This window comes from Pacificibacter marinus (genome assembly GCF_018860505.1).
GTDB classification, from domain to species: domain Bacteria; phylum Pseudomonadota; class Alphaproteobacteria; order Rhodobacterales; family Rhodobacteraceae; genus Celeribacter; species Celeribacter marinus_B.
This window is the reverse complement of the sequence record NZ_JAHKPU010000019.1, coordinates 299581-313809: the sequence shown is the minus strand read 5'-3', so window position 1 is coordinate 313809 and position 14229 is coordinate 299581. Positions and strand designations below refer to the sequence as shown.

General features: G+C 53.9%; 14 protein-coding genes. 9 read left to right on the top strand and 5 right to left on the bottom strand.

Annotation, left to right across the window (positions count from 1 at the left end; genetic code table 11):
• Positions 1 to 125: 125 nt before the first annotated feature.
• Positions 126 to 1160 (bottom strand): GTP 3',8-cyclase MoaA, encoded by a 1035-nt coding sequence (gene moaA / locus KO503_RS06700; RefSeq protein ID WP_215990767.1) that lies wholly within the window; start codon positions 1158 to 1160, stop codon positions 126 to 128.
• A gap of 208 nt (positions 1161 to 1368) precedes the next feature.
• Here moaA and KO503_RS06695 point away from each other — a divergent pair, with 208 nt between their 5' ends.
• Entirely contained in the window at positions 1369 to 2550 is a 1182-nt protein-coding gene (locus KO503_RS06695; RefSeq protein WP_215990766.1) for a benzoate/H(+) symporter BenE family transporter, read from the top strand.
• 48 nt (positions 2551 to 2598) lie between these two features.
• Here KO503_RS06695 and KO503_RS06690 read toward each other — a convergent pair whose 3' ends face one another.
• From KO503_RS06690 to glmU, 4 genes are read right to left on the bottom strand one after another with little or no spacing between them, the layout of a single operon-like run.
• A complete protein-coding gene (locus KO503_RS06690) occupies positions 2599 to 3282 on the bottom strand; it encodes a DNA alkylation repair protein (RefSeq protein WP_215990765.1) in 684 nt (227 codons plus the stop codon).
• The gene (locus tag KO503_RS06685) at positions 3279 to 3857 is read right to left on the bottom strand and encodes a GNAT family N-acetyltransferase (protein ID WP_215990764.1); all 579 of its coding nucleotides are present in this window, start codon (positions 3855 to 3857) and stop codon (positions 3279 to 3281) included. Before KO503_RS06685 ends, KO503_RS06690 begins: the two co-directional genes overlap by 4 nt.
• Positions 3858 to 3869: 12 nt before the next feature.
• Positions 3870 to 5693, bottom strand: a complete 1824-nt coding sequence (glmS, locus tag KO503_RS06680; RefSeq protein ID WP_215990763.1) for a glutamine--fructose-6-phosphate transaminase (isomerizing) — start codon at positions 5691 to 5693, stop codon at positions 3870 to 3872.
• A gap of 1 nt (position 5694) precedes the next feature.
• Positions 5695 to 7050 carry a bifunctional UDP-N-acetylglucosamine diphosphorylase/glucosamine-1-phosphate N-acetyltransferase GlmU gene (glmU, locus tag KO503_RS06675; RefSeq protein WP_215990762.1) on the bottom strand — a complete coding sequence of 452 codons (1356 nt, stop codon included), beginning with the start codon at positions 7048 to 7050 and terminating at the stop codon, positions 5695 to 5697.
• Positions 7051 to 7219: 169 nt separating this feature from the next.
• On the opposite strand from glmU, the gene KO503_RS06670 reads away from it, so the two are divergent.
• From KO503_RS06670 to KO503_RS06635, 8 genes are all read left to right on the top strand, one after another.
• Positions 7220 to 7885, top strand: coding sequence for an HAD-IA family hydrolase (locus tag KO503_RS06670; protein WP_215990761.1), 666 nt, complete (start codon positions 7220 to 7222; stop codon positions 7883 to 7885).
• On the top strand, positions 7882 to 9072 hold the full coding sequence (locus KO503_RS06665) for a DegT/DnrJ/EryC1/StrS family aminotransferase (RefSeq protein ID WP_215990760.1): 1191 nt from the start codon (positions 7882 to 7884) through the stop codon (positions 9070 to 9072). The genes KO503_RS06670 and KO503_RS06665 overlap by 4 nt, the downstream gene beginning before the upstream one ends.
• Positions 9073 to 9386: 314 nt before the next feature.
• Complete coding sequence (locus KO503_RS06660) at positions 9387 to 9752, top strand: NADH-quinone oxidoreductase subunit A (protein ID WP_215990759.1); 366 nt, start codon at positions 9387 to 9389, stop codon at positions 9750 to 9752.
• The gene (locus KO503_RS06655; RefSeq protein WP_215990758.1) at positions 9743 to 10276 is read left to right on the top strand and encodes a NuoB/complex I 20 kDa subunit family protein; all 534 of its coding nucleotides are present in this window, start codon (positions 9743 to 9745) and stop codon (positions 10274 to 10276) included. Before KO503_RS06660 ends, KO503_RS06655 begins: the two co-directional genes overlap by 10 nt.
• 12 nt (positions 10277 to 10288) lie before the next feature.
• The gene (locus KO503_RS06650) at positions 10289 to 10891 is read left to right on the top strand and encodes an NADH-quinone oxidoreductase subunit C (RefSeq protein WP_215990757.1); all 603 of its coding nucleotides are present in this window, start codon (positions 10289 to 10291) and stop codon (positions 10889 to 10891) included.
• Positions 10892 to 10894: 3 nt separating this feature from the next.
• Positions 10895 to 11791 carry a sulfotransferase gene (locus KO503_RS06645; RefSeq protein ID WP_215990756.1) on the top strand — a complete coding sequence of 299 codons (897 nt, stop codon included), beginning with the start codon at positions 10895 to 10897 and terminating at the stop codon, positions 11789 to 11791.
• Positions 11792 to 13006 carry an NADH-quinone oxidoreductase subunit D gene (locus KO503_RS06640; protein WP_215990755.1) on the top strand — a complete coding sequence of 405 codons (1215 nt, stop codon included), beginning with the start codon at positions 11792 to 11794 and terminating at the stop codon, positions 13004 to 13006.
• The gene (locus KO503_RS06635; protein ID WP_215990754.1) at positions 13006 to 14154 is read left to right on the top strand and encodes an NADH-quinone oxidoreductase subunit E; all 1149 of its coding nucleotides are present in this window, start codon (positions 13006 to 13008) and stop codon (positions 14152 to 14154) included. The genes KO503_RS06640 and KO503_RS06635 overlap by 1 nt, the downstream gene beginning before the upstream one ends.
• The last annotated feature ends 75 nt before the right edge of the window (positions 14155 to 14229 follow it).

Here is a 14229-nt window from a genome sequence, read left to right as displayed (position 1 = left end):
GGGCCCAAATGGGGAGGTCGTCCTCGTGTACTGCATTATCGTGTACTGCATTATCGTGTACTGCATTATCGTGTACCGCATTATAGGGTCTATGACGGTAAAGTCTATCTTTCACGCCTCGTCTGTTATCCGCCTGTATGCGACATATGGCGGGTCATTTTGCCGTCTTCTTGCTGACGTGAATAGTCAAAATCATGGCCTTTGGGTTTACGAGAAATGGCCTCTTCAATCGCGCGGATCAGTGGCGTATTGTCATCTACCGTACTGCGCATGATGTCCCGCAAGGATGCGTTGTCCTCTTGGCCCAGACACATGTACAGCTCGCCCGTGCATGTCATCCGCACGCGGTTGCAGCTTTCGCAAAAATTATGCGTAAGCGGCGTGATAAACCCGATCTTTTGTTGGGTTTCCTCAAGCCGCACATAGCGGGCAGGGCCGCCCGTGCGCTCGGTCAATTCGGTCAAGGTGTACCGCGTTGCCAAATGGTCGCGCAGTTCTTCCAGTGACCAATATTGTCCGACGCGATCTTCACCGCCTAAATCGCCCATGGGCATAACTTCGATAAAGGTCAGATCCATATCTTCGCGGGCACACCATGCGGCGAGGTCGAACACTTCGTCCTCATTGAAGCCTTTTAACGCCACGGTGTTGATCTTGATCCGCAGTCCCGCTTTGCGCGCCGCTTCGATGCCGCGCAGCACTTGGTCCAGCTTGCCCCAACGGGTGACGCGGGCGAATTTATCGGCGTCCAATGTGTCCAGCGAAACATTGATTCGACGCACGCCTGCGGCAAATAAATCATCTGCAAAGCGTTCCAATTGCGACCCGTTTGTCGTGAGCGTCAATTCGTGCAGCGCACCGCTGTCCAAATGCCGTGTCATGCCATTGAAAAAGCTCATGATGTCACGACGCACCAGCGGCTCACCGCCCGTGATCCGCAATTTATTGACGCCAAGCCCAATAAATGTTGAACACATGCGGTCCAGTTCTTCGAGGGTCAAAAGTTCTTTTTTCGGTAAGAATGTCATGTTCTCAGACATGCAATAAACACAGCGAAAATCGCAACGATCAGTCACGGAAACACGTAAGTAATTGATCTCTCGTGCGAAAGGGTCAATTAAGCGTGGGGCGGGCTGTGTCAAAGAGGGCTGTGTGTTCATGGCAAAGACCCTACGCAGGATATTCGCAAAGGCCAAGAGGGACCTGCAAAGTTGACGCAATTGTGCAGGCACGGGGCAACGTATTTGCAATGGCGTTTTGGTTGCCCCTATGTTGTGTCGGTGTTTATATCCGCAAGACGTCACGCATGTGCGGGGCAGGGGCAAACAATAGGCCTTATGTTGAAATATTTATTCTCGGCGAGTTATTATGTTCCGTGATTTCACCCTTTCGGCTGCATTGATGGGGCTTTTGGCCGCTTTTGTGGGCTATGCTGCGTCATTTACAATCGTTTTGACCGGAATGCGCGCGATGGGGGCCAGCCCAGATCAGGCGACCACAGGGCTGTTTTTTGCCACGCTTGGCATGGGCATTTGTAGCATTGTGATTCCCTTTTTGACCCGCACCCCTGCGGCCATCGCATGGTCCACGCCCGGTGCTGCGTTTTTGGCCTCTTCGGTTGTGTTACCTGGTGGTTTTGCCGAAGCATCCGGCGCGTTGATCATCTGTGCTGTGCTTATTTTGATCACGGGTGTCTTGCCCGCTCTGGCGCGCGCTGTGGCCGCGATCCCCAAACCCATTGCCAACGCATTGCTTGCAGGCGTGTTGCTGAAACTGTGCTTTGCCCCCGCGATTGGTCTTGGGGTGATCCCGCTTATGATGTTGCCTGTTTTGACGGCTTGGTTGATCGGGGTGATGTGGAACAAATTGGCGGCGATGCCTTTTGCGGTGATTGCCTTTGTTGCGGTGCTTGTTTTTGGCGTCGATCTACAGGGCGGCGCTGCGCCTGCGTCTTCGGCCTTGTTGCCAGAATTTACCGCGCTCACCCCTGTGTTTAGTTTGCATGCGATGATCTCTGTCGCTTTGCCGATGTATCTGGTGACTATGGCGGGGCAAAATATTCCGGGCTTCGCGGTGATGGAGCTGCACGACTACCCTGTGAACCGTGCGGCCCTTATTCGTGGCACGGGTTTCGCCAGTCTGCTGATCGCGCCCTTTGGGGCGATCCCCGTAAACATGTCCGCAATCACAGCGGCGATGATGGCAGGGGAAGACGCGGGACGAGACCCTGCCAAACGCTATTGGGCGGCGATTGTTTCAGGGCTGGTCTATGTGGTGCTGGCCTTTGCGACCACCGCAGTTGCGGGAATCGCGAGCCTTGCGCCGGCAGAACTGATCACGGGGGTGGCAGGTTTGGCGCTGATCCCAGCTTTGGTTGGGTCGCTGTCGGGGGCATTTAGCAACAAGGACCAAATGGAAGCGCCCGCGCTTACCTTTTTGATCGCGGCCAGTGGCATGGCACTGTTCGGCGTCAGCGGTGCATTTTGGGGGGTGCTTGTCGGCGGTGTGATCTGGAGCGCCAAGGGGATTTCCCTCAAACGGCGCTCCTGATCATAGATGTTTTAGGTCTTGGAATGACGAAAGGCTAAAGCTAACGACTTAGCCCTCAAACGTCTCGTCGTCATCACCAGCATCTTCTGCGCTGTCCTCAGCCGCGTTGCCACCGCGGTGGATCGCACGGGCGCGTTTATAGTCGTGTTTGGACAAGGATCGCAGCCATGACTGCGCTGTGCGGTGCACATCTTTGCTTTCATCGGCCAAGGCTTCGGGCAACCAGTCGCAAATGCGGTCCAGCGCGATTTGTTCACGTTCGGACGGATGCGATGATTTGGCTAAGAATTCAGTGATTCCCAAGGCCGCACGCCGTTGCAGCGACGACTCGTGGCGCATCAATTTGTAGACCTTGTTCATGCGTGACGTATCGGCAGCCAAACGGCGCTGGCAGGCCGCACATAGCGCATCGACTTCGGCCCAATTGCCAGCCTGGGCCAGCCAATCGGTCAAATGTGCCCAGACTTCTTGATCGTCAGAAATGCGCGCTTGGGTCAGCAATTTTGCCGCCATAAGCCGCGCATCATGGATGCCAGATGTCCATAAAGTTGCAGCCAATTCAAGACGTTCTGGGAAAGCCACCTCTTTGCGCCAAGCGCGGGCCATCTCTTCAAGACGACCAGGTGCGATACCGATGTAATCCCCTGAAGCGCCAAAATGAGCTTTGAGTTTCGTGACGCGGGCCTCATCAGCCTCGGCGTGGAGCGCGGTCAGCGCGTTTTCAGGGGTCATGTGCTTATCTTTCCTAACAGTCCCGCTTTGATCGCGGGCCATTCAGCTGCCGTGATCGAATACACGGCTGTATCACGGATCGTACCATTTGCCACCACCATATGTGATCGCAATATACCATCAAGTTGCGCGCCAAGGCGTTCAATCGCACGTCTGCTTTGCGTGTTTAGGCGATGTGTGCGCAACTCGACCGCGATGCAGTCCAAAACCTCAAAAGCGTGTGTGAGCAACAAAAGCTTGGCCTCAGTGTTCAAATGGGACCGCTGCACGTCTTTTGAAATCCAAGTTGATCCGATTTCAACGCGTTTGTTGATCGGGTCGACATTCATATAGGTGGTCATGCCCACAGCGCGCCCGTCAGGGGTGCAAATCGCAAAAGCTGTCATTTGGCCGTTGCTCTGCAATGACAAACGCCGCTCGATTTCTGCACGCATGCCCTCAGGCGATGGCACGGTTGTGTACCAAAGCTGATGCAGATCACCCACTGCCCCAGACAGATCATCGCAATGGATGACCTCAAGCGGCACCAAATGAACATGCGCGCCTTTTAGCGATACTGGGGTAGGCCAAGTCATGCGCGTGTTATCCTATTCAACAGTCACAGATTTCGCTAAATTGCGCGGCTGATCCACATCTGTGCCTTTGGCAACAGCCGTGTGATAGGCCAACAATTGGGCAGGGACAGCATAGAGGATCGGGGCCAAAGCATCGGGCACGGTGGGCATTTGAATGCTCTGCCAAACGCCGTCTCCGGCCTCGCGCAGGCCCTGTTCGTCCGAGATCAACAGCACCTTGCCGCCGCGCGCCATGACCTCTTGCATGTTGGATATGGTCTTTTCAAACAATTTGTCCCGCGGGGCCAAAACGATGATCGGCGTGTGTTGATCCACAAGCGCGATCGGTCCGTGTTTCAATTCGCCTGAGGCATAGCCTTCGGCGTGGATATAGCTGATTTCTTTGAGTTTCAAAGCGCCTTCTAAGGCCAGAGGATACATCGCGCCGCGCCCCAAAAACAACACGTCGCTGGCCTCGGCCAATAGCGCAGAGACATCAGCAATCGCATTGGATTGATCCAGTGCGAGGTTCAAAAGACCGGGCAGACTGCGCAATGCAGATAGATGTGTCGTGATCTCTTCGCCGTTCAAAACACCACGATCCTGAGCCGCTTTCAGGGCCAGCATGTGCAACACGGTCAACTGACACGAAAACGCCTTGGTCGAGGCCACGCCCACTTCGACGCCCGCCAAAATCGGCAAAGACATATCGCTTTCGCGCGCCATAGAGCTTTCAGATGAATTTGTCACGGTGATGATGCTTGCGGCCTTGCCTGCTGTATAGCGCAAAGCGGCCAAAGTATCTGCCGTTTCGCCCGATTGGCTGACATAAATCGCCAAAGTGCGCGGACTGATCGGCGCTTCGCGGTATCGGAATTCAGATGCGATATCGACCTCAACAGGGATTTTCGCGATCTGTTCGAACCAATATTTGGCCGTGAAGCAAGCGTAAAACGCCGTGCCACAAGCGACCATTACAATCCGGTCGAATTGAGTGAAATCGATGTCCGGTTCTGGCAACACGACAGAAGCCCCATCAGCGGACATGTAGTAGTTCACCGCCTCGGAAATCACTGTCGGTTGTTCGGCGATCTCTTTGGACATGAAGTGTTTGTGCCCAGCTTTTTCGATCCGTGTCGCGTCGATCTTAATCTCGCGGCGGGTACGTTGCACTTGGCTGCCGTCTTGGGCGAAAATATCAAGGCTGCTGCGGGTGATGATCGCGCGGTCGCCTTCTTCCAAATAGGTCACTTGGTCGGTCATTGGGGCGAGCGCGATGGCGTCTGAGCCGACAAACATTTCACCATCCCCGTGACCAATCGCCAGCGGAGACCCCTTGCGCGCGGCGATCAACAAATCGTCTTCGCCATCAAACAAGAAACACAAAGCAAAGGCTCCGGTGAGCGCGTCAATCGTGGCATTTGCAGCCTCGATCGGCGATTTGCCCGCATCGACAAAGCTTTGCGCCAAAAGCGCCACGGTTTCCGTGTCCGTCTCTGTGACAAAGCTATAGCCTTGGGTGCCTAGCATTTCGCGCAACTCGCGGAAATTTTCAACGATGCCATTGTGCACGACAGCCACAGGGCCAGCTTTATGAGGATGAGCATTGGTGACGCTGGGCGCACCGTGCGTGGCCCAACGGGTGTGGCCAATACCGGATTTTCCAGCCAGCGGATTGTGGACCAGTTCATCTGACAGATTGACCAGTTTTCCGACCGCGCGGCGGCGATCCAATACGCCGTTGTTCACAGTCGCGATCCCTGCGCTGTCATAGCCGCGATATTCAAGACGTTTGAGTGCTTCAACCAAAATGGGCGCGACTTCATGCGTGCCCAATACCCCTACAATACCACACATGTTATTGACCTTTCTCGGCTTTTTTTGCCTTTAACGCCCGCAGCCTTTGGAACAGTTTGACCGCCAACATCGGTTTATTGTCTTGCTTGGCGCGTGCAATCGCCAAAGCGCCATTGGGCACATCTTTGGTGATCACAGATCCGCTGCCCGTCATGGCCTCGATGCCCACAGTCACAGGCGCGACCAGCATAGTGTTGGATCCGATAAAGGCGTCACGGCCGACGGTGGTGCGATGTTTAAACACGCCGTCGTAATTACAGGTGATCGTGCCTGCGCCGATGTTTGCGCCATCGCCGATATCCGCATCGCCAATATAAGTGAGGTGCCCCACTTTGGTGCCCTCGCCAATCTGCGCATTTTTGATTTCAACGAAATTGCCGACATGAGCGTCATTGCCAAGCTCTGCGCCGGGGCGCAGACGCGCGAAGGGGCCGGCATCAGCGCCTGTTGAGACGTGACAGCCCTCAAGATGGCTAAAGGATTTAATCCGTGCGCCGCTTTCAATCGTCACATTCGGTCCAAACACCACATTCGGATCAATGACCGCGTCACGGCCTATGTATGTGTCGAGCGAGAAAAACACGGTTTCAGGTGCCACAAGTGTGACGCCGTTCTCAAGCATCTCAGTGCGCTTGGCGCGTTGGAACAAGGATTCAGCAAAGGCCAATTCTGTGCGGGTGTTGACGCCTAAGGTCTCTGCCTCGTTACATGACACCGTGGTTGCGCTCAGGCCTTTGCTTCGCGCAATTTTAATCACATCCGGCAGGTAATATTCTCCAGCGGCATTGTCATTGCCGACTTCTGATAACAGGTCAAACAAGACCTTGGCGTCAGCGCAGAGCACGCCAGAATTACACAGTGTGATGGAGCGCTCTTCCTCGGTCGCATCTTTGAACTCAACGATATGCAATAATGTATCGCCGTCCATAACCAGACGCCCGTAGCGTCCAGGGTGCGCGGCCTCGAACCCCAAGACCACAACATCATGTTGGGTCCGTGCCGTTTGCATTTTTTCTAAGGTCTCGGCTGAAATAAATGGCGTGTCGCCGTAAAGGACAAAGGCATCGCCTTCGAAATCAGCCAAAGCCTCTTTGGCTTGCAGCACGGCATGGGCGGTGCCAAGTTGGTCGTCTTGACGTGCGATTATAATATCTTCATCGAGGCTGAGCGCTTGTGAGGCGACAGCATCTGCCCCGTGACCGACAACAATCACAGTACGTGTAGGGTCAAGTGCACCGCCTGCGTGCAGAGCATGAGCAAATAGAGGCGCATTGCCGATCTGATGCAGCACCTTCGGTAACTCTGAATTCATCCGAGACCCTTGCCCTGCGGCAAGAAGTATAAGGGCTGTGGCCATGTGTTCGTCCCAATCTGCTCTTTTCTTTATCTGCATGCCGTTTTACCCATGTCACACAGCACCGCAAGAGGCGGGGCTTCACATATTTTAACCACAGGTTACATGTATCGGCATCCCTTCGCCGATTGTCGCTGACTGGACCCAAATGAATACGGACAAAGGATTTGCTATGCGCTGCGTTATATTTGATCTGGATGGTACATTGGCAGACACCTCAGGCGATCTGATCGCGTCTGCTAATTATTGTTTTAATTCATTAGGCTACGGAGATATCTTGGACCCTGTTTCGGATGCGGGCACGGCGCTTCGGGGGGGGCGGGCGATGCTCAATTTGGGCTTTGCACGGATCAAGCCAGACTATGATCAAACCGATGTTGACGCGCAATATCCCGTGTTGTTGCAAGCCTACGGCGATGCGATTGATGTGCACACAAAACTATACGACGGGGCTGTTGAGGGGGTCGAGGCGTTGAAAACGGCTGGCTATGCGGTCGGTGTTTGCACCAACAAACCTTCTGGCTTGGCCGAAACCTTGCTGAAAAAGCTCGGCGTGCGCGATTTGTTTGAGTCTATGATTGGGGCTGACACGCTGCCTGTGCGCAAGCCTGATGCTGCGCCGTATGTCGCTGCTGTTGAACAGGCGGGCGGAGATGTGAAGATGAGCTATCTGGTTGGCGACACTATTACGGATCGTAAAACGGCTGAGGCCGCAAATGTGCCCTGTGCTTTGGTGACGTTTGGTCCAGATGGGCAGGCGGTAAAGGCGCTGAAGCCTGAGGCTTTGTTGCATTCTTACACTGACCTGATGCAGGTCACAAAGGAGCTGATCGGATGATTGACGTCTTCAAAGGCAATTTCACCCAGCAAGAGCCGATCCCTGAAGAGGCCATTGAGGCCGCCGTGGCAGTGATGCGTTCGGGGCGGCTGCATCGATATAACACCTTGCCCGATGAAGCGGGCGAAGTGGCCCTGTTGGAACAAGAGTTCGCCGCTTTCACAGGGGCAAAATACTGTCTGGCTGTGGCTTCGGGCGGTTACGCTTTGGGCTGCGCGTTGCGGGCTGTCGGGGTCGTGGCTGGCGATGCGGTTTTGACCAATGCCTTTACGCTGGCTCCTGTGCCTGGCGCGATTGCTGCCCTGGGCGCGCGTCCTGTTTTTGTTGGTGTTACCGACGGGCTGGTAATCGATCTTGATGATCTGCAGGTGAAGATATCGACCAGCGGCGCAAAGGTTTTGATGTTGTCGCATATGCGCGGGCATATCGTCGATATGGATGCGCTGATGTATATTTGTAACGGCGCGGGCGTGGTCGTGATCGAAGACTGCGCACACACTATGGGCGCGACATGGGATGGCGTGCCGTCAGGACGTCATGGTGCGGTCGGGTGTTATTCGACCCAGACTTATAAGCACATCAATTCGGGTGAGGGCGGTTTGTTGGTGACAGATGATGCCGAGATTGCCGCAAAAGCGATCATGTTGTCGGGATCTTACATGTTATACGGCAAGCATATCGCTGGACCACCCGCTGAAATGTTCGAAAACATCAAGTATGACACCCCCAATGTCTCTGGCCGAATGGACCATTTGCGGGCTGCGATCTTGCGGGTGCAGTTGAAGCACTTGCCGGAACAAGTCGAGCATTGGAATGCGCGGTATCGGGCGTTCGAGGCGGGCTTGCGTGATATTGACGGACTCACCGTGATCCACCGCCCGCAGGCAGAAGGCTTTGTTGGGTCCTCGTTTCAGTTTTTGCTGCTCGATTGGGACAACGCAGCGATCGAGGGCTTTCTTGCGCGCTGTTTGAAACGAGGTGTCGAGTTGAAATGGTTCGGCGCGCCTGAGCCTGTCGCGTTCACGTCGCGCTATGACAGTTGGCGCTATGCAGATGCGCAACCTTTGCCCGACAGTGATCGCGTGCTGAGCGCCATCATTGACATGCGCTTGCCGTTGACATTCTCGGTCGAAGACTGTGCGCTCTTGGCACGGATTGTGAAAGAGGAAGTGCGTTCAAACGCCTAAGGGTTTGAAAGGGCGTTTTTGACGATCTCAGTTGGTTGAAATTGTCAAAATCAGACTGAAAAAGTCAGGTAACAGGGCGCTCCAGGATCTTTAAATCAGACTAAAACGATCAGGTAATGAGTTCGAATCAGAGTTGTTGATTAAGGGTTAATCATCCGCGTGCACCTGCAGAAAAAAACTTTGTACTTCCCTTGAAACAAAGGCTTTTGAAGCGCCTGCGCTTGTTGACCATACTGTCACAGAGGGCTAAACCACCAAGTAGCTTTAGCACACGCGCGCCCGCTTTCCGTGGGCCCATCATCAAGGAGCCGCACGTGGAAGACCTGCTTCGGGATTTTCTCCCAGTCATCATTTTCCTCGGCCTCGCCATCGCGCTTGGTCTTGTCTTCATCTTCGCAGCACTGATCGTTGCCGTCCGCAACCCAGACCCTGAAAAACTATCAGCGTATGAATGTGGCTTTAATGCCTTTGACGATGCGCGGATGAAATTCGATGTTCGGTTCTACTTGGTGTCGATCCTCTTTATCATCTTTGATCTGGAAATCGCTTTCCTCTTCCCTTGGGCCGTCGCGTTCAAGGATGTGGGGATCGTCGGGTTCTGGTCGATGATGGTGTTCTTGGGTGTACTCACCGTGGGCTTTGCCTATGAGTGGAAAAAAGGAGCCTTGGAATGGGCGTGATCACTTCAGTCAACACAGCTGGCGCAGACAAAGAAGTCGCCACACAGGCGTTGAACAACGAACTGCAAGACAAGGGCTTTTTGCTCACGTCTACAGAAGACATCATCAACTGGGCGCGCACAGGGTCACTGCACTGGATGACCTTTGGTCTGGCCTGTTGCGCGGTTGAAATGATGCACACCTCTATGCCGCGCTATGATCTTGAACGGTTCGGCACCGCGCCGCGTGCCTCCCCACGTCAGTCTGACTTGATGATCGTTGCGGGCACGCTGACCAACAAAATGGCGCCTGCCTTGCGCAAAGTCTATGATCAGATGCCAGAGCCACGCTATGTGATCTCGATGGGATCATGCGCAAACGGCGGTGGCTATTACCACTACTCTTACTCTGTTGTGCGTGGATGTGACCGGATCGTTCCTGTCGATATCTATGTGCCCGGGTGCCCCCCAACAGCAGAAGCCTTGCTGTACGGCATCATGCAATTGCAACGCAAAATGCGCCGCACTGGCACGATTGCCCGCTAAGGAGACGGACCTATGAGCGAAGCTCTTGAAATTCTGGCAGCTCACCTTGAGCTCAAGCGCCCTGATGATGTTATCTCAAGCGAGATCAATTTTGGCGAATTGACGGTCACTGTCACCTCCGCTGGCATCGTGGATTTCGTTGAATTTTTGAAAACCAATGCGACCTGCAAGTTTTCAAGCTTGGTGGACATCACTGCGATTGACCACCCGACACGTCCTGAGCGCTTTGACGTGGTGTATCATTTCTTGTCGATGTACCAAAATCACCGCATCCGCATCAAAACGGCTGTGCGCGAAGATGAAATGATTGCCTCAATCGTTGATATTCATCCCTCGGCCAATTGGTTCGAGCGTGAAGTCTTTGACATGTTCGGGATCATTTTCTCGGGTCACCCTGATTTGCGTCGCTTGCTGACGGACTACGGTTTCCGTGGTTTCCCGCTGCGCAAAGATTTTCCGACAACAGGCTACACAGAAGTGCGTTACGACGAAGAGCTTAAACGCGTTGTCTATGAGCCTGTGTCCTTGACGCAAGAATACCGCCAGTTCGACAATCTCTCTCCTTGGGAAGGGGCTAAGTATATCCTTCCTGGTGATGAGAAGCAGGAGGCTTAACGTTTGACTCAGCCGACCCTCATGTTTTGTGTTGGAGCAACCAAGGCGGGAACGTCTTGGCTGTACAGCTATTTGCATGGGCGGGATGATTGTGTGTTGCAAAGCGTGAAAGAGTCCCATTTTTTCGATACGATTTCAAAGCCACGTATGAAGCCACAGATCGATCAGTGGAAAGTACAACGCGACATGTTGCGCGACCGCCGTGACGTGGCAAAAAACGCGGGCGAAGCTGCGCGTGTTGAGCGTTTGCAAAAGCAAATCGACGATATATCGGCCTTGATCAAAGCTGTGCGCAAACGGGACGAGGGCATCCCTGCCTATCTGGAATACATCTATGCAGGGTCTGAGGATGCGATGCTGGTCGGGGATATCACGCCTGCTTATGCGCTGCTCGATCAGGACCGTTTGGAACAAATGCTGTCTTTGTCTGCGGAGACGAAATTCGTGTTCTTGATGCGCGACCCTATTGATCGGTTGTGGTCTCATGTGCGCATGATCGCCAAGCGCACCACGGACACGCCCGAAGGGTTTGTGACCAAATCCCGTGCGGTGCTCAAATCTGTAACACAGGACGGCGGACAAGACCATGTGGCAACACGCGGGGATTATCCTGCAATTGTCTCGAAACTTAAAAACGCGATGCCCAAAGACAAAGTGCATTTCGAATTTTTCGAACGCCTTTTGACTGAGGGCGGCATTCGCGACCTATGTGATTTCCTTGGCATATCTTATGTGCCTGCGAACACTGATAAGAAAGTTCATGAGGGCAAAAGCCTAAAGATGGACGATGAAATGCGAGGCTGGGCGGCTGAGTTTACCGCGCCGCACTATGCCTTTGTGAAAGAAACCTTCGGTGCGCTGCCTGATCGGTGGCAATCCAATATGGCGAGGGTCAACTAGATGGATGGCAACGTGAGCGACGTACTGACGGGCGAACAAAAGATCCGCAACTTTAACATCAACTTTGGGCCTCAACACCCTGCGGCGCACGGCGTTTTGCGAATGGTGTTGGAACTCGATGGCGAGATCGTAGAGCGGGCTGACCCGCATATCGGTCTGTTGCATCGTGGCACTGAAAAGCTGATGGAAAGCCGCACTTATCTGCAAAACTTGCCGTATCTCGATCGCCTCGATTACGTGGCGCCGATGAACCAAGAACACGCATGGTGTATGGCGATTGAACGTCTTGCCGGTGTCGAGGTGCCACGTCGTGCCTCTTTGATCCGCGTGCTGTTCTCTGAAATTGGCCGTGTGTTGAACCACCTCTTGAACGTCACCACGCAAGCGATGGACGTGGGTGCGTTGACGCCGCCACTTTGGGGGTTTGAAGAGCGTGAAAAGCTGATGATCTTTTACGAGCGGGCTTGTGGCGCGCGCTTGCACGCGGCCTATTTCCGCCCTGGTGGTGTGCACCAAGACCTGCCGCCAAAGCTGATTGACGATATCGAAACATGGGCCAATGAATTCCCGAAAATGATCGCGGATATTCATACGCTTTTGACCGAAAACCGGATTTTCAAACAGCGTAACGCGGACATCGGCATCATTTCCGAACAAGAGATCCTCGATTGGGGCTATTCTGGCGTCATGGTGCGCGGCTCTGGTTTGGCGTGGGATTTGCGTCGTTCTCAGCCTTACGAGCTATACGACGAATTTGATTTCAAAATTCCGGTGGGCAAAAACGGCGATTGCTATGATCGCTACCTCGTGCGCATGGCGGAAATGGAAGAATCCACTAAGATCATTCTGCAAGCGATTGAAAAACTGCGTGCCCCTGAGGGCCAAGGTGATATTCTCGCCCGTGGTAAAATCACACCGCCAAAACGTGGCGATATGAAAACCTCGATGGAAGCGCTGATCCACCACTTTAAGCTCTACACAGAAGGCTTTAAATTGCCGGAAGGCGAAGTTTACGCCGCTGTGGAAGCGCCTAAGGGGGAGTTCGGCGTCTACATGGTCTCTGACGGGACCAACAAACCTTATCGTGCAAAACTTCGCGCTCCGGGGTTCTTGCATCTTCAATCGATGGACCATGTTGCGAAAGGCCACCAGCTGGCTGACGTTGCGGCGCTCATCGGCACTATGGATATCGTATTTGGGGAGGTGGACCGCTAATGCTACGCCGTCTGCACGCTGAACAACCCGCATCTTTTGCATTCACCCCAGCCAATCAGGAATGGGCCGAAGCGCAAATCACCAAATACCCTGAGGGGCGTCAACAATCTGCAGTGATCCCACTGTTGTGGCGCGCGCAAGAACAGGAAAGCTGGCTGACCAAGCCTGCGATTGAGCACATCGGCGACATGCTGGGCATGCCTTATATTCGCGTGCTCGAAGTGGCGACATTCTACTTTATGTTCCAGCTTCAGCCTGTGGGCACAGTGGCGCATATCCAAATTTGTGGCACACTGTCTTGCATGATTTGTGGCGCCGAAGACCTGATGGCTGTGGCACGCGAAAAAATTTCGCCAACCCCACACACTGTGTCTGCGGACGGCAAGTTTTCATGGGAAGAAGTCGAATGTCTGGGGGCCTGTTCCAATGCACCAATGGCGCAAATCGGCAAAGACTATTACGAAGATCTGTCTGCTGAAAACTTTGGCAAATTGATCGACGATATGGCCGCAGGCAATGTGCCTTTGCCAGGTCCACAAAACGGACGTTTTGCGGCTGAGCCTTTGTCTGGCCTGACATCTTTGGCCGACGGCGACACAGAGCAAAACCAATATAATGCCTCTGTGGCTTTGGCGTCTGACATCGGCGATACGCTCAAGCGCATTGATGGCACCGAAGTGCCTTTGCTGACGCCTTGGCTTAAAGGCGGTAAGCGCGGAGGTGCGAAACCACCTAAGCCCGCAGCGCCTGCAAAATCGGCTGTGCAACAAGCGGCTGAAGCAAAAGCGCCTGCGAAAAAAGCCGCGGTCAAAGCGACTGCTCCTAAGGCTGCTGAAAAAGCGACAGCGACCGCCGCGGATGTCCCAGCAAGTGCGCAGAAAAAACCACGCACCATGAAAGCCCCGCGCAAAGCCGGTGCTGACGATCTGAAAATGATCAAAGGTGTGGGGCCGAAACTAGAAGAAACGCTCAACGCTCTTGGGTTCTGGCATTTCGATCAGGTGGCCAAATGGACACCAGAAGAAATTGCTTGGGTTGATGATAATCTGAAATTCAAAGGTCGCATCGAACGCGACGGCTGGATCGAACAGGCTACAACTCTTGCCGCTGGTGGCACCACAGAGTTCTCGAAACGCGCGAAATACTGACTTTCTATGACCGCTAAAGGCACATAAGGCTATAAAATCCGTGCCTAAGTTCAACAGGGATAGTTAAGGAGTAAG